The 14,292-nt window shown below is 58.6% G+C and carries 16 protein-coding genes; 1 reads left to right on the top strand and 15 read right to left on the bottom strand.

Annotated features, from left to right (window positions below; translation table 11 throughout):
* Positions 1-4: 4 nt before the first annotated feature.
* The 10 genes from O2597_RS15500 to O2597_RS15455 all read right to left on the bottom strand — a co-directional run bounded on the left by O2597_RS15500 (position 5) and on the right by O2597_RS15455 (position 9,553).
* Positions 5-1,339, bottom strand: coding sequence for a class I adenylate-forming enzyme family protein (locus O2597_RS15500; protein WP_269526317.1), 1,335 nt, complete (start codon positions 1,337-1,339; stop codon positions 5-7).
* Positions 1,332-3,626 (bottom strand): MMPL family transporter, encoded by a 2,295-nt coding sequence (locus O2597_RS15495; protein ID WP_269526315.1) that lies wholly within the window; start codon positions 3,624-3,626, stop codon positions 1,332-1,334. Before O2597_RS15495 ends, O2597_RS15500 begins: the two co-directional genes overlap by 8 nt.
* On the bottom strand, positions 3,623-4,285 hold the full coding sequence (locus tag O2597_RS15490) for a hypothetical protein (protein WP_269526313.1): 663 nt from the start codon (positions 4,283-4,285) through the stop codon (positions 3,623-3,625). The genes O2597_RS15495 and O2597_RS15490 overlap by 4 nt, the downstream gene beginning before the upstream one ends.
* Positions 4,286-4,338: 53 nt before the next feature.
* Entirely contained in the window at positions 4,339-5,115 is a 777-nt protein-coding gene (locus tag O2597_RS15485) for a glycosyltransferase family 2 protein (RefSeq protein WP_269526311.1), read from the bottom strand.
* Positions 5,105-5,890 carry a lysophospholipid acyltransferase family protein gene (locus O2597_RS15480; protein ID WP_269526309.1) on the bottom strand — a complete coding sequence of 262 codons (786 nt, stop codon included), beginning with the start codon at positions 5,888-5,890 and terminating at the stop codon, positions 5,105-5,107. The genes O2597_RS15485 and O2597_RS15480 overlap by 11 nt, the downstream gene beginning before the upstream one ends.
* Positions 5,880-6,788: a hypothetical protein gene (locus O2597_RS15475; protein ID WP_269526307.1), complete on the bottom strand. Its 909-nt coding sequence runs from the start codon at positions 6,786-6,788 to the stop codon at positions 5,880-5,882. The genes O2597_RS15480 and O2597_RS15475 overlap by 11 nt, the downstream gene beginning before the upstream one ends.
* Positions 6,781-7,434 (bottom strand): hypothetical protein, encoded by a 654-nt coding sequence (locus tag O2597_RS15470; protein WP_269526305.1) that lies wholly within the window; start codon positions 7,432-7,434, stop codon positions 6,781-6,783. The genes O2597_RS15475 and O2597_RS15470 overlap by 8 nt, the downstream gene beginning before the upstream one ends.
* Positions 7,427-8,515, bottom strand: coding sequence for a beta-ketoacyl-[acyl-carrier-protein] synthase family protein (locus tag O2597_RS15465; RefSeq protein ID WP_269526303.1), 1,089 nt, complete (start codon positions 8,513-8,515; stop codon positions 7,427-7,429). Before O2597_RS15465 ends, O2597_RS15470 begins: the two co-directional genes overlap by 8 nt.
* Before the next feature lie 7 nt (positions 8,516-8,522).
* Positions 8,523-8,846 (bottom strand): phosphopantetheine-binding protein, encoded by a 324-nt coding sequence (locus O2597_RS15460; RefSeq protein ID WP_269526301.1) that lies wholly within the window; start codon positions 8,844-8,846, stop codon positions 8,523-8,525.
* A gap of 74 nt (positions 8,847-8,920) precedes the next feature.
* Positions 8,921-9,553 (bottom strand): TVP38/TMEM64 family protein, encoded by a 633-nt coding sequence (locus tag O2597_RS15455; protein ID WP_269526299.1) that lies wholly within the window; start codon positions 9,551-9,553, stop codon positions 8,921-8,923.
* 123 nt (positions 9,554-9,676) lie between these two features.
* On the opposite strand from O2597_RS15455, the gene O2597_RS15450 reads away from it, so the two are divergent.
* Positions 9,677-10,936, top strand: a complete 1,260-nt coding sequence (locus tag O2597_RS15450; protein WP_269526297.1) for an NAD(P)/FAD-dependent oxidoreductase — start codon at positions 9,677-9,679, stop codon at positions 10,934-10,936.
* A gap of 12 nt (positions 10,937-10,948) precedes the next feature.
* Here O2597_RS15450 and O2597_RS15445 read toward each other — a convergent pair whose 3' ends face one another.
* From O2597_RS15445 to O2597_RS15425, 5 genes are all read right to left on the bottom strand, one after another.
* Complete coding sequence (locus O2597_RS15445) at positions 10,949-11,737, bottom strand: polysaccharide deacetylase family protein (protein ID WP_269526295.1); 789 nt, start codon at positions 11,735-11,737, stop codon at positions 10,949-10,951.
* A 7-nt stretch (positions 11,738-11,744) separates the two neighbouring features.
* Entirely contained in the window at positions 11,745-12,470 is a 726-nt protein-coding gene (locus tag O2597_RS15440) for a phosphatase PAP2 family protein (protein ID WP_269526293.1), read from the bottom strand.
* A complete protein-coding gene (locus tag O2597_RS15435) occupies positions 12,471-12,632 on the bottom strand; it encodes a hypothetical protein (RefSeq protein WP_269526291.1) in 162 nt (53 codons plus the stop codon).
* An 11-nt stretch (positions 12,633-12,643) separates the two neighbouring features.
* Positions 12,644-13,492 (bottom strand): DUF6159 family protein, encoded by an 849-nt coding sequence (locus O2597_RS15430; RefSeq protein ID WP_269526289.1) that lies wholly within the window; start codon positions 13,490-13,492, stop codon positions 12,644-12,646.
* A gap of 91 nt (positions 13,493-13,583) precedes the next feature.
* On the bottom strand, positions 13,584-14,252 hold the full coding sequence (locus O2597_RS15425) for a hypothetical protein (protein WP_269526287.1): 669 nt from the start codon (positions 14,250-14,252) through the stop codon (positions 13,584-13,586).
* Positions 14,253-14,292 lie beyond the last annotated feature (40 nt).

Below are 14,292 nucleotides of genomic sequence, written 5' to 3'. Positions count from 1 at the left end.
AGTCTTAGCGAATCGCGTCTAGAAGCTGCTCCAGACGTTTTCGGTCCTTCTTGCCCCGGCTGGTGTAGGGAATCGTGTCAGCCGTGTAGAAACGTTTGGGCAATTTCCAATCGGGCAGCTCACGACGTAATGCTTCACGGATACAGTCCGTGGTCTGCGAACTGACGACAAGGGCCAGCAAGCGTGGCTGCCCGCGACGGGTCGGACGCTGGCTGACATAGGCGTCTTCGACCCCCTCCAGCCGGCAAAGCGCCTGCTCGACCTCGGAAAGTGAAACACGCTTGCCGCCGATCTTCACGAAGTCGGCCTTTCGCCCCACCAGTCGCAGCGAACCGTCCGTACCCCACTCGCCGAAATCGCTCATCTGGAATCCCTCATCCCCGGCAAGGGCCTGACAGACCGCGGCGCTCTGCACGAAGATCCCACCGGCTTCATCCACCCGGACCCGGACATCCGCCATCGCTTGACCGACCCCTCCACCGTTCAGGGTAGCCTCCCCGTCCGTATCGTAACAGATGCCTCCGGTTTCGCTGGAGCCGTAGAAGTTGTGCACCATGACACCGAAACGCTCGTAGAACGCCTGCGCGACTTCGGGCGACAACAAACTCCCCGCTGAGATAACCGTTCGCAGGGAGCCAAGCGCCTGCGGATCGATCTCACTTTGCGCGAGGGATTGCACCAAGGTGGGAACCAACGGCAGCACGGTACATTGATAGCGGCTGATCTCTTCCGCCATGACTTGGGGGAACGGGGCCGAGGCCAACACGATGGGTGTTCCCGCGATCAGCAGGGGCACCACCAGGTTGCCGAGTCCGTAGGAGTGCCCAAGCGGCAGAATCGCATAGTTGCGGTCATCGGGCCGGATATCCATCGAGCGCATCACTTGATCCCCGTCGGCATACATGCCCGCTTCCGAAAAGTACAAAGGCTTGGGCGCGCCCGTCGTGCCCGAGGTCAGCTTGATCAAATGCTGCCCCGGATGCAGCCCGGCATCCGGCAGGACTTCCAACCCCGCATCACTCAGGACATAGCCGACCCCAAGCCCTTCGAACTGCTTGTGCCCGAGTTCTCCCGCCCCCGACAATTCAACGGGCAGCAAAACCGCCCCTACCTTCAATCCCGCCAGATAGGCCGCCAGCCAGTCCACGCGGGAGGTAAAATGAAAAGCCAGCACACGCCCCTCCGCATCCCGCAGGGCCGGATACCGGTCCAGCAGGCCTTCCGCAATTGTATCCAACTCCTGAATACTATACCGCTCGCCGTTTTCCGCATCGGCGAGGACAATCTTCGCGGGTTTGGAACGGAGCAGCGCCCTCCATGCATCGAGGATCTCAGCCATGAGTCCCCCCTTTTCTGGCACGGTACAACAAGTAGGAGTAATTAAAGCCCAGACCGCAGGCGGTGACCAGGAAAACGGTCAGTCCCAAGGCATGGATCGCCGGAATCTTGCTCCATGCGAGAATGGCAAAGGAAGCGGAGGTCGTCAGCCCGGAGACTAGGACAGAGAGAGGAACTTCCCCGTTACGGCGCACGCCAAGCCAGGTAAAGACCGCATAGTCCAGAACAAGGCAGGCCCCCAGAAACATCCCGATCAAATGGAAGATTCCGGGACTGCCGGGAGACAGGTCGATCAGGGTGGCGGCCCCGCTCACGGAAAAGAGCGGCACGCTGGCCACCAAGGCGCCGGCCTTCGGCCCGAGCACGATCAACAAGACCACTAAAATCACCAAGGCCGCCCACAAACTGAGCTCCAGCGTCCGGTGCCGGTAGCCCGACAAGACCTGGGACAGGCTCTCCACCTGGCTCAAACGAAGTGTTTTCATGCCCTCGGGAAAATCCGGAAGCTCGACCGACTCGTCCAGCAGACTGACACCCCAGTAAATATTGTCCGAATGCCCCACCATGCCTTCCTGCGCACCCGACAAGATCGCGGTCAACGCGGCCATTTCACTTTCATAATCGAGATCGCGATCCAGCATGGACTCGCAGTAACCCGCCCATGCCTCCCGGAAGGGCTCGAAGGCATCCGGCTCGAAGCCCTGCGCATCCAGTGCCGACATCAACTGCCGGTCAAAATCCGGATGAGAGCGGACAAATTCGCGGGCCTGCTGGAAATCGTCGTAGCGTGGGGTAAACTCGAGCGCATTGAGCAAGGACGGTGCAGGATCCATCCCGCCGATCCAAGTAGAGAGTTGTTCCACCTCTTCACGCAAATCGGCAAAGTCTTCCCCTGCGGTAATTAGGATTTGCTGGGAACGCCCCATCATACGGTGCAGTTCGGCTTCGCGTTGATCCAGATACGGAAGCGGATATTTCAGGCTGCGAATATCGTCCTGCCAGCGAAGAAAGGGAAAGGCCGCCAGCCCCAAGAGCCCGGCGGTGAAAGCAAGGACGGCCAACCAAGCCGGTGACCGCCGGGCACCGCGCCAGGCAACCGCAACTGCATCATGGTCCAGTATCCCGAAAGTGTAGATCAGCGTCACCACCGCCGCCACCGCCAGACCGCAGCCGACAAAGGCGCCCATTTGCTGAAGTACCGGAAGATGTGAAAACAGAAGGATGGCAAATCCGGCAAGCGTACTGCCGCAGCTAATCAGAAACGGAGGGAGGAAGCCCCGCAGCGTACGGGTCTCTTTGCCGGAACCGTGCAGATAGGCATGCAGCCCGTAGTCCACAATCACACCACAGAGCACACAACCGAAGATAAGCGCGAAGACATGCATGCGGTCGTAGAGCAACATCATCAAGGCCACTCCCATGAGCAGCGAAGCCGCGAGCATGACAAAGACATGCAGGACCAGAAAAACACGGCGGCACAGGAACACGCAGATCAGGAACACCGCGACAAAGGTCGAGACATTGAGCCAGCGTACCTCTTTGCGCACGGCTTGCTCAGTCTCGTAGGCATAACGGTTCGCACCCGAGTCCAACGCATGCATCCCCGGAGCAACCTCGCGTCCTGCCTCAAGCGCTACCTCCAGCAGGTTAAAGACCGGCACCTGTCCTTTAGCAGACATCGAGGATACGGCAAGTTTGACCTGCAACAGGTAGTCGGACTCGGACCTCGCTGAAGGCTGTGACTGCACCTGCTCAAAAAGAGTCAGCGCATCCGGCAAGAGCAACAAGGGGTCCGACGGGATCAAATCCTCGAAGGCAATCATCTGCGGCTGCTCCAGTGCGGACTCCAGATGCGAAACGGCATATTCTGCCAGCGCCTGACTGTCAGCCACGCCCTCCGGTCCCACCTGCTTCGGGACCCCCGCCAGCCATGAGGGAAAAAGCAACTCGAAGCGTTTCCGGAAGACCGAACGCCCCAGCGCCCCAAGCCCCGATTCCTCAGATAACAGCACGACGTCCTCGACCAATTCGGAGGCCTCAAGGACCTCGCGGTAGCGTTGCACCGCTTCCGGGTCACTCACATCTTGTAGTGCGATCATGATACGGTCCGCATAGACCGAGTTCATGATCCCGCGAGCGAGTCCCAGTTCCGGTGCCGGTGCCTCGTCGGGAATCAAATCGAGCACGTTGGTCGACACCTTGCCAGGCCAATCCAAACGGGCCAGATACACCGCACTGGCAAGCAAGGGCAGGAGCAGGACAAGCATGGCGATCCAACGACGTCTCATGGCTGCATTGCGTGCTCCGCTTCGGGCTCGAAGAAATAATCCGCCACTTCCGCCTCGCTGAAAGCCTCTGGGAACTCAGCCGCGTCCATCCGTATGCGGATCGAGGAGCGGGCCGACTTGTACAGGTCGATTCCATTCACTTCCCTGGCCGTACCGGTCAAATCGATGCGTTCGTAATCCACGTCGGACTCCGGCTTGGCCACCAACTGAAGACGCCAACCGCCCTCACTGGTGAAGTCGCCATACAAGTCGTAAGTCTGCGCCAGTGCCTGGATATCCAAATTCACCAAGCTGGGAAAAAGCGCCAGACTCCCCCGTCGCGAGGAGCTCTCGGGAATGCGGCGAACATCGGCGTCACCCGATTTTCGGTAATAGGCATAGTCGGCGCCCACATGGACAGCCATGGCCTCCGCGCCGGTGTAAGCCAGGCTCACAGCCCCCTCAGAGGACTTGCGAAAGACCCCGCGGTAAAGCTTGGGTTCCTTACGGAAGGCGAAACTCCGGCTCTCCGTGAACGCGGCGCGCACATTCCCAACCATGCGCAACTCTCGAAACAGGTGCGACCATCCCATTTCCAGATTGCCGGCATCCAAATGGTAGGCCGCCACCGCCATGTCCTCAGGCGCCCCATCCTCTGCGCAGAGAACGAAGGGAAACAAGATTAAAACAAGTAATGCGATATGCCGTGTCATCAACATGCCAGATAAGAGGATCAGGTGCGCGCCTTCCAATGGCGGCGGTGCAGCAACATACGCCAAAGCCCCCCAAATACAAAGGCGAACATCAATCGGAACTGCAAGCCGGTCAGCTTCAGGTTGTCTCGGAGATAGTGAAAATGCGAAATACCGCCTTCTTCCTCGCTGAAATAACGCACCGGCACCTCAACCTGACGCGGCGGCGTCCCGAGCCAGACCATGCGCACGGCCACTTCCGGATCGAAGTCGTAGCCCCGGGCAAAGGAGGTGCGCGTCATCGCCTGGCAGAACGGCCCCAAAGGATACACCCGCATCCCGAACAAGGTGTCGCCGAGTCCACACCACAAGGTTTCCAGATCGGTCCAGAATATCGTCAGCTTACGTCCATATAAACGCGCCTTCGGAACTTCGGAACCAAATACCGGACGCCCCATGACCAGTGCATCCGGCGCCGCCGCCGCTTGATTCAACAGGGGCACAATGTGATCCGCCGGATGCTGACCGTCCGCATCCATGGACAACATATGCGTAAAGCCGGCCTCACGGGCGATCTGCGCCGCGTGGTAAACTGCGGCCCCCTTCCCGCCGTTACGCTCGAGACGCAAGACCTTTAATCCGGAATGCAGTCCGCAAGCCGCATCGAGAAAAGCATCGCTCCCGTCGTCGCTGCCGTCCACCACCACCCAGACGTCGGGCCAGACTGCCAAGGCGGCATCCACCGTCCCCTGCAATCGCGAACCGGTGTTGTAAGAAGGAATCAGGACCAGCGCCCTGAGGTCGTGACTAGACGACATGCCCGGAGCCTCCCACTTCGCGGCTGAAGTACGCCTGCAAGGCCGCATTCATGCTGCGGCTGTCCTCGTAGTCCGCAGGATGAAAGCACTCTCCGAGCTCGAGACGGATACACATCGGCAGTCGGGGGATACGACTGACCGACCACCCCTTGGCAAGCGGCGTGTTGATGTAATGGACCAAAACCGTCTGCAAGGGAACGCCCGACTGTCGGGCAATCGCCACCGCACCCAAGCGAAAATCATTGACCGGCCACTCCAATGTCCGGGTCCCTTCAGGAAAGATCAGCAACTGCTCACCTTCCTGCACCTTGCGTTTCCCTTCCCGGATCATGGTCAGGGGATCCGCATTGCTGATAAAGCCCAGCTGCGCTTCCAGATTTCCCCGCATGAGGGATTGTTTCAAGCTCGCCTTGTAGATGCAGGTGATCCGTGGAAGCTGGCAGTAGAAAAGAAAGACATCGAAGAGCGAGGGGTGGTTCGCCACCAGCAGGGGCTTACTGCCCGAGCCGCGCTCGATCCGCTCGAACCCGACATATTCCAGCCGGAAGAGCCGCACGATACGGAGGATGCGAATAAAGAACCTGGAGCAGTAATGAATACCTTTCTGGTAGAAGGCGACCCGCCAAGGCCCGCGAGGCAAGAGGCAAGTAATCAGGCTGCCGATGTTGAAACAGACCACCAGCAAGACGAAGAGCAGCAGGTAGACGTAGTAAACCACAACCCAAAGCGGCCAAAGCATGTAGTCAACCGACCGGTAGTGATACTTAGCTTGCATGCGCGTCTTCGGAATTCATCGGAAGGAAGTTAAACCACATGTATGGACGTTTTTTCAACTCCACTTCCAGTTGGTGCAGCACTTCCTGGAAATGCAGGTAGCCCGCCTGCAAATCGGCCTTCTTGCTTTCGCCGGTGGGCTCGAATGGACGGCTGCAGAGCACATCGACATGCCCCGCTTCCCCCGGAAATCCGAAGGAAAACACCACCGGCATGCGAAAGAGATGCGCCAAGTGGTAGATCGTCACAGGGAAACGGCGGCGGGCCCCCATGAAATCAAAATGCTGGTGCCGGGAACCGTGTTCTTCGCGGTCACACTGGAGGGCAAGCGACACGCCATCTTCCGCCACCGACTTGAGCGCAAAGAGCAGGGATTCCCCTTCATTGATCCAGACAAATTCAACATACTCGCCGAAGATGCGTTGAAGCAGGGTCAGGTCATAGGCGTTACCGACACGCTGGCGCACCATGCGCACCCGACGGCCGAATTGACCGATCATGCAGCCTGTCAGGTCTGAGTAGCCCACATGGAAGGTGCCAAAGAGGGCCGGACGTTCGGAACGGGCCAGTTCGACAAAGGCCTCCTCCTGCCCATTCGGCACAATGTGGAACTCCGGAACCGGCTGTCCGCGCCCGATCCGTAATTTCGCCACCAGTGACTCCGAAAGTGCGAGGAAATGCCGGAAGATTTCGGCATTTGAAGGCTCATGCCCGAGCGCCAGCCGCAGGTATTCACGCGAATAGGCACGCTGCCGCGGCATCAACCAAAAGGCGATCCATACGCCGAAGCGCAACAGGCCTTGAAACCAGGATGCGGGCAAACAGCGGTCGAACCAGATAATGAAATGGTAACCACCGACTGGCCCCGGATTCCGTAATCTTTTGCTCCCTTTAGTCACACCAATCCAACTCCACCTGCCCCGCTTCAAAGCGGAAGCGTTTCGAGCTACGCGACTGCAAGGCCTGAACAAACTCAGGATAGATCGCGTCGTCGGCTATTGATTCCTCAAGGGCTTGCCAGCGGATACTTCCGATCCGTGCCTCCGGCTCCGGCGAGAGCTCGAGGGCCCAAGCATAATTGTAATCACTGCTGATGGCTAAGTCGCGCAGCCAGGAACCGCGCTCCTCGCCGCCACAGAGGATCCAGTTGGCCCCCTGGCAGAGCGCAGTGCTGTTGAGCGCCCTCAGGAGCAGGTTCTGCCCGTTTGCCAGCGGAAATAATTCACGCACCGGCTGCTTCTGCTGGATCAGGTACTGCTCCACCCCGCTGGGATGGATCGAGGTCTGGAACATCTGAGGACTGGGATAGGGAAAGCTGTCGAGAAAGCGTTCGATCGCACAGGTCTCGGCAAAACGGGTGGCATACACCACACTGCTGTCTTCCGAGATCGGCATCTCTTTCAAGACCTCTGAAAGCATCATGCCCAGATGGGTCATGCGACGGGCCACCCGGCGACCGATCGCCTCACGCAGTCCGGCCAGCGATGCCTCGGCATCCTCTCCGGGTTCCCAAACCGCGACTTTGCGAATGTAAAGCTCAGTCATAGCGGATGCGCATAGCGGCATGGGCGCCACCGAAAGCGTTGGAGGTGAGAATCATTTCGGAGAAATCCGCTGCCGCGAAGGAAGCAGGTTGTACGGAATCCGAGAAGAATGGGCCGCTCGCGCCGACATTGCCGGGCACTCGCCCCTCCCGGACCGCGGCGAGGGCAATGCCGAGCTCAACCACCGCACAGCTACCCAATGTGTGGCCAATACTCCCCTTCCAAGAAAAAAGTGGCGCGCCCGGCACGGAACGGGCGGCGGCTTCGGCTTCCAGCCGGCCGGCTTCTAGGGTCCCGGTGCCATGTCCCTTCACCCAGGCGGCCCCCGGTTCAAGATCTTCGCTGATCTGCTGGTAGATCCGGTCGAAGCCGGAACCATCCGGTGCATTTCCTGTAAAATGGTACATCTCGTTGTAGAGCGCCTGCTTGACGATTCGGTAGGGGCTGGGCGAAGCACCGATGACGACTGCACCAGCCCCCTCCCCCAAACCGATCGAGCCGGTCTCATCCGCCTTGTAAGGCTCCGGCATGCCTCCATTGAGGATCTTCAGGGAATGAAACCCCCCGATGACAAAGGGACTGAGAAAATCGAATGAAAACACCAAGGCCTCTTCGGCTTGGCCGGTCTCGACCGCGCGTTCCGCGAGGACCAAGCCGAGCTGGGCGGTCACACAGGCATGAGAGAGGATCGTTGCGTTTGGCCCCCAAGCAAACAGTCGGCGTAATTCCCGGCAGAGGCCCTCCGGCGTGGCCCAGCGGCGCAGTCCTTGGCGCTGACGGTGCTGACTGCACTGGAACAAATGATCGATCCCGTAGTTGCTGCTGGTAAAAAAGATCGGATAGCGCTCGCTCCCCCAGGGACGGGAGGGCAGACCGGCCACGAGCTGCTCCAGATAACCCAGCCAACGGGGACTGCCGGATCCCGGCAAGTCAGGCATCCAGGCGACTGGAACCGTTTCGTCATCCTCGACATCCGGAACCGGACGCTTTTCCAAGGCAAGCAAGCCGTCAAGCAGCGCACGGCAAGTCTGCTTGGCGTCCCCGAATGCCGTTAAGCTCTCTGCTTGTTGAACATAGACCATGCGGGAATCAGGAAGCCGGGTCCTCGACTGCGTCCGGATGAGCCTTGCGATAAGCCGCTTCGACCTGCTCCGGCGCATGTTCCAGAATGTATTCCGCCAGCACCCGAATCGATTTCAAGGCCTGTCGGGTCTCTTCGCTGCTCTTGATCTTCACACCAAAACGCTTCTCCACCTGCAGGACCAACTCCAAGGCGTCGATCGAATCGAGCCCGAGCCCCTCCCCGAACAGGGCTTCTTCTTCGTCAATATCCTCCAATTCCAAGTCGTCCAAATCCAAGGATTCGACTAGTAGGAATTTTAAACTGCCTATTAAGAATTCTTTTTTGCCCATAAAACTTCGACAAAACGCCACAGGATTGCCGGAAAGACAAATTCTAAATCCATTTCGCACTCACCACCAAGCGACTAGGCGGTTTTGCGCCGCTGGTACTGGATCCAGCGCAGGAGCGCCAGGACCAGGACGATGCCACCGATCACCCACAGGTGCCACAGGCTGAAATGGTCGGGTATGAGCCCCCCGCAAGCGACGACACCTGCCGAGATGATCGCGTGGGTAACCAGAGACACCGTCAGGTACAGGACGAAATCCACCCCCATCAGGGCCGGCAGGTAATTCTGCACAAAAAACGGGGCGCCCGGCACCACCCGGAGCAAGAGGACAAAGCGGAAGGCATTCACCTCGGACAATTCGGGGATCGAATACCCTCGACGGGCAAGCAGGGCGGAAAGTGGTACACGCAACAAATGGCGTGCGAGGTAGTAACTGAGGCTGGTATTCACCAATAAGGCCACACAGCAGTAGAACCAGCCTTCCCAGAAACCGTAGGCCACGCCCGCATACAGGTAGAATGCCGCAATCGGAAAGCCCGCCACCGGAAGGAAACACATGGCAAGAAGGAAGCCCCAGCCCGGCAGCGATTGAAGCGACTCCAACAGCTGATTGACGTCGAAATCCAGACGGTAGAGCCAGTACAAGCCGGCCCCAAGGATCAAGCCGAGGGCCAGCAAGCGCAGGAAAATGGAGATTCGTTCTCTCAAGGTACCAGGACTTCTGTTTGAAACCGAACCGCACACAGCAGGCGGATAAAAAGCAAGAGAGGATTTGCTTCAACCGGAATTGGCAAACACAATCCTTGGACTTCCTCGACCACTGACCAAACCATGCAATCTGCATCCACGTACGATTATGACGTTTTCATTATCGGTGGCGGCCCTTCGGGCAGCACGGCCGGCGCCTATCTGGCACAACAGGGTAAGCGCGTCCTAATCGCGGAAAAAGGGCCGTTTCCCGCCTACCGGATCGGGGAATCAATGCTACCGAACGGCAACCGCCTCTTCCGAAAGGCCGGATCTTGGGACAAGGTCGAGGCCGGCGGCTTCATCCAGAAACTGGGCGCCGAGTTCGAAACGGGGGACGGGCGCTACCGCGTGCACAATGTCTTCCGGAACGGCCTGCAGCCGGACTTGCCCTACAGTTATCAGGTCGAGCGGCCCCGCTTCGATCAGCTCCTACTGGAGCATGCGGCGGACTCCGGAGCATCGGTCGATCAGACCGCCGACATCCGCAAAGCGGTCGCCCTCGACCAGGGGGGCTATCGACTGGAAGCGGCCGATGGACGTAGCTGGACTGCCAAATGGCTGATCGATGCCTCCGGACGCCGTTGCTTCCTGGGCCGGCAATGGAAGCTGCCACAATCCCCCAATCCTTACCCCTCCCGCATCGCCGTCTACAATCATTTCGAAGGCGTCCACCGACGCCCCGCGCCGGACGACGGCAATATCATCGTCACACGGCGCAAAGGCGGCTGGTCCTGGCACATCCCGATCAATGAAAGCACCACATCGATCGGCATGGTCACGCTCACGGAAGACTTCAAACGCTCGGGCATGAGTCCCGAAGATTGGTTTCGCCATTGCGTTAGCCAGAGTCCGGTCGTGCAGCAGCGCCTCGAAAATGCCCGTACCCTGACCGAATACCGCACCACCGTCGACTATTCCTACATGTATGACAGCTTCGTCGGTGACCGCTACTTTCTGACCGGGGATGCCGCCACCTTCAGCGACCCGATTTTCTCCGCCGGAATCTACCTCGGTATGGAGTCCTCACTGCTGGCCGCCGACATGCTTCTGAAGGCGGAGGCCACCGGACGCGCACTCACGCCCAGGGAACAGACGCATTACAACAACGAACTGGGCAAAAGCACACAGATCATGCGTGAGTTGATCGACACCTACTATAACGACAGCGGCTTCGCGGTCTTCATGAATCCGACCAACAAGTTCCAGCTCTTTGCCGCGGTCAATACCATCGTGGCAGGCAACACCCGGCCCGGCTTCGGAGTCCGCTGGCGCTACGCCCTCTTTCGCCTGATCTGTCGCCTCAACAAAAACTACCGGATCGTACCTGCGGTCCTAAAATAGAACCAACCGCACTCAGGCAACACGCTCTGTCCGTCTCCGGCTAAGACGCTCGACCGAGGGAAGAATACAGCGATACCCCTGGGTCCGCAAGCCCTCCAGCACCCGCTCAATCGCACGCACCCGAACCTCGGGCGCGACATCCGGGCCCTCGTGCATCAGCAGGATCGCCCCCGGACGCACATTCTTCAGGCTATGCGCCACGATGGCATCCGGATTTTTGCCAACCCCGTCCCCGCTGCGCACGGTCCAAGCGACACAAACCAAACCCCGGCGCTTCAAACCGCCAGCCAGGAAGAAATTCTTGATTCCGACCGGCGACCGATAGAGCCGTACCACGCGTCCGGGCTGGTTGAGCACGCTCAGCGCCCGGTCCAGTTCATGTGCGACACGCTTACGGCCGGCGTACCAGAAATCGCATGTCGGGTGCGTGTGGGTGTGGCAGCCGATCGAGTGCCCCCGCCGCAGCACCTCCTTCACCAATTCGGGATTCCGGGCCGCCCGTCGACCGATCATAAAGAAGGTCGCTTTGGCCTCATAACGGTCCAGCAGTTCCAACAGTTGCGGCGTATCCACCGGATCCGGGCCGTCGTCGATGGTAAGCCAGACCTCCTTGCCTGTCGGCCGGAAGCTGCGAACAACGTCACACATCCCCTGCCAGCCGGGAATGAGCATGTGCGCCACCACCCAAAAGCCGCCGGCGAAAAAGAGGCAGACCCCTAGTGCATCCAGATCCGTGCGCCACAGCAGAATCAAGCCGGCCGCCTTTAACAGCAAGCATTGCAGGAGGAGCCACCACTTCATGATCATCTTACCATGGCACCTTCAACCGCCGCATCCATCCCAGATTTAAGTAAAACACCGTGATGCCGAGCAATACCCCGAAAACCAGGTCGATAAACACATGCTGCCGTGTGCTGATCGTCGAGAGCACAATCGCCAGTCCCCATAAGCCTCCCGCCCACTGCCACCGGCGTCGCACGTTCAAGTGACGCTGCAGCGCCCACAACCAAAGGCCCCCAAAGACCGAATAGCTTACATGCATGGACGGACAGGCATTCCCCGACAAATCGGGACTTTTAAGGAAGGAAAAGAACGAAGGATAAGCATCCCAGTCCACCCCCCACTCGGGAACTTGGGTCGGGTACAGGATAAAGACCGTAAATCCCAGCACGGCCATGAGCAAGGCACCTAGAAAAAGATGCCAGAGCGTGCGGCGCGAAGCGATGAGAACAGACGGCAGGCAGATATAGAACCAGAGCGAAAAATAGATCCACACCGTCCATGGAAGCAGCGGAATCCAACGATCCGGCGCCAGGACCGGCATTTGCCGGACCGGAAAGACAGGGTGTGCCATGACATAGAAATACGCCACAAAGAAGGTGCTAATGACCACCGTGTGCCCGAGGGCCTTGGTCCAAGGCAGTGCTTTGTAACGCTTCGATGCTTCCGACGACATCGCCACATCTCTGTGTAGCTTTTCCTCAAATACAACCCGGAAAGGTATTTTGCCGGACTCCCTCTTCGCGACGGCCATTCAGCGGTTATCGTAGCCCGGTTCGTCCGATTGCGCTTTCAAAGCCGTCTCGCGGTTGCGCCGGTTGTCCTTCTGCATGCTGAAATGTAGCCAAAGGCCGGCCCCGAAGACCAGAACAACGCCGAAGCTAAGCAGCAGCAGAAAGAAGAAGATTGATTGCATACTGGAACTGCCTAGCGCCGTCTAAAGGCATCACGCATGGCATAGGAATCCACCGACTCAGGCAAGGCCCGCCCCGTCGCGTATGTGTAGAGATAGGCCTTGAAGATAAAGTCCGCCGTGCTGCTGATCGCCAGGGTCAGGAAGAAGAGAGGTACGGTCACAGCCAATGCCACAACCGGGGTCGCCGTCATGAACAGGAAGACACCCAGCGCAATCACCGGCAAGGTGATCAGGAAAGAAAAGGTTCCCAGAGAGAAATTACCAGTCAAGGCGGTGCCCCAGGTGTCCTTCAGTGTGCGCATCGAACGCTTGAATGCCTCAATCGGGCCGACACCGTCAGTCACAATCACGGGTACAACGAAGTATGTCAGCGCGGTCCAGGCCGAGCCCAGCAAGGAGGCCACAATCCGGCCGATCTTGTCATTGCGCTCCAGCGCTTTCAGCAGCATGCCGACCACGGCAGAAACAAGCGCCCAACCGAAGATCGCATGGATCCGCTTGATCGCGAACGATAAACCAAAGGCGATTGTCCCCTCTTCCCCCTCAAGGATGCGCATCACCGAGGCCACCAGAGCGGTGTTGAAGAACACGATGACGAAGTAATTGCAGAAATAGAACAGGAACATCGTCACATACATGCCGACCTCTTGCGACTGCCCGGCCGCGCCGTCACCGTCGGCCGCTGCCATCCAAGCTTCCAACTGCCCCGTCTGCCAGAGCGGAAGCAGAAAGCTGGCCACGACCATGAGGCTCGCGATCGATGAAATGACCGGAAAAACGATCAGGTGCTTATGGTCCCAGAGTGTGCTGTAGCTCAGCTTCGCAAACTCCCAACTGCGTGCCCAAGTTTCGAAAAACATAGACCGGACCTATGTAAATAACGTGATTATGGCAATAGTAGATTCGACCCTTGAGAACTGGCAATCAGAACGCCAGCTCAACAGGGACCCGTCAGTCGGGCTCCGGTCCGAGTCGCTTCAGCTGGAACACATAAGCCAGGATGAAGCTCATGACCGCCATCTCTCCCCCATCCTCGAAAATCGCCATAAACCCGCGTATCCGGGAAAGCAGGACATGCAGCATGTCTGCAACCACACCGAAAAAGAAGAGACAGAACAGCAAGCCCAACAGCTGGATGGCAACTTGACGGTTGCGGTGGTCGGCCGTCAGGCAGCCCAAGCCGATGTTGAAGAGAAAGCCGAGCCCGATCACGCCGACCACGATCAATTCCCCGTAATCTGCCGCGCGAAACCCGTGCGCCTTTTCAATTCCGAAGGTTTCCACCAGCCACAGGCCCAGTGTTTCGTGGATGCGCAGCGCATCATCGCAGAAGAAATAAACAAACAACAGGGCGAATACATAATAGAGCCATTGCTTCCGTTGTATCGCAACGGTAAGCAGCAGGCAGGCTAGCCACAGCTCCTTTGTATACTGGTAGAATTCCGCATAGCTACGGTCCTCTTCCAAGGAGAAGACAGGCCGCATACCCAATTCCCGGTAAAAACAGAGGTGCAGGATAATAAAAGCCAAATCGCCGAGCCACAGGAGGTAGAGCAAATCCCGGCTTGCGCCACGGGGCCAAAGCCAGGGGCCGGGATCGATGAACTGTGAGAGGCGCATGGTGAACGACGGGCTGATTCCAAGGTGCAAACAGATACGA

The sequence above is a fragment of the Coraliomargarita parva genome (assembly GCF_027257905.1).
Classification (GTDB): Bacteria; Verrucomicrobiota; Verrucomicrobiia; order Opitutales; family Coraliomargaritaceae; genus Coraliomargarita_A; species Coraliomargarita_A parva.
Note: the sequence above shows the minus strand (reverse complement) of the source record. Positions and strands in the feature narration are given on the sequence as shown.

Coding starts and splice junctions, on each gene's coding strand:
- O2597_RS15500 (WP_269526317.1), bottom strand. CDS start 1,339: ATGGCTGAGATCCTCGATGCATGGAGGGCGCTGCTCCGTTCCAAACCC.
- O2597_RS15495 (WP_269526315.1), bottom strand. CDS start 3,626: ATGAGACGTCGTTGGATCGCCATGCTTGTCCTGCTCCTGCCCTTGCTT.
- O2597_RS15485 (WP_269526311.1), bottom strand. CDS start 5,115: ATGTCGTCTAGTCACGACCTCAGGGCGCTGGTCCTGATTCCTTCTTAC.
- O2597_RS15480 (WP_269526309.1), bottom strand. CDS start 5,890: ATGCAAGCTAAGTATCACTACCGGTCGGTTGACTACATGCTTTGGCCG.
- O2597_RS15470 (WP_269526305.1), bottom strand. CDS start 7,434: ATGACTGAGCTTTACATTCGCAAAGTCGCGGTTTGGGAACCCGGAGAG.
- O2597_RS15465 (WP_269526303.1), bottom strand. CDS start 8,515: ATGGTCTATGTTCAACAAGCAGAGAGCTTAACGGCATTCGGGGACGCC.
- O2597_RS15460 (WP_269526301.1), bottom strand. CDS start 8,846: ATGGGCAAAAAAGAATTCTTAATAGGCAGTTTAAAATTCCTACTAGTC.
- O2597_RS15450 (WP_269526297.1), top strand. CDS start 9,677: ATGCAATCTGCATCCACGTACGATTATGACGTTTTCATTATCGGTGGC.
- O2597_RS15445 (WP_269526295.1), bottom strand. CDS start 11,737: ATGAAGTGGTGGCTCCTCCTGCAATGCTTGCTGTTAAAGGCGGCCGGC.
- O2597_RS15440 (WP_269526293.1), bottom strand. CDS start 12,470: ATGGCCGTCGCGAAGAGGGAGTCCGGCAAAATACCTTTCCGGGTTGTA.
- O2597_RS15435 (WP_269526291.1), bottom strand. CDS start 12,632: ATGCAATCAATCTTCTTCTTTCTGCTGCTGCTTAGCTTCGGCGTTGTT.
- O2597_RS15430 (WP_269526289.1), bottom strand. CDS start 13,492: ATGTTTTTCGAAACTTGGGCACGCAGTTGGGAGTTTGCGAAGCTGAGC.
- O2597_RS15425 (WP_269526287.1), bottom strand. CDS start 14,252: ATGCGCCTCTCACAGTTCATCGATCCCGGCCCCTGGCTTTGGCCCCGT.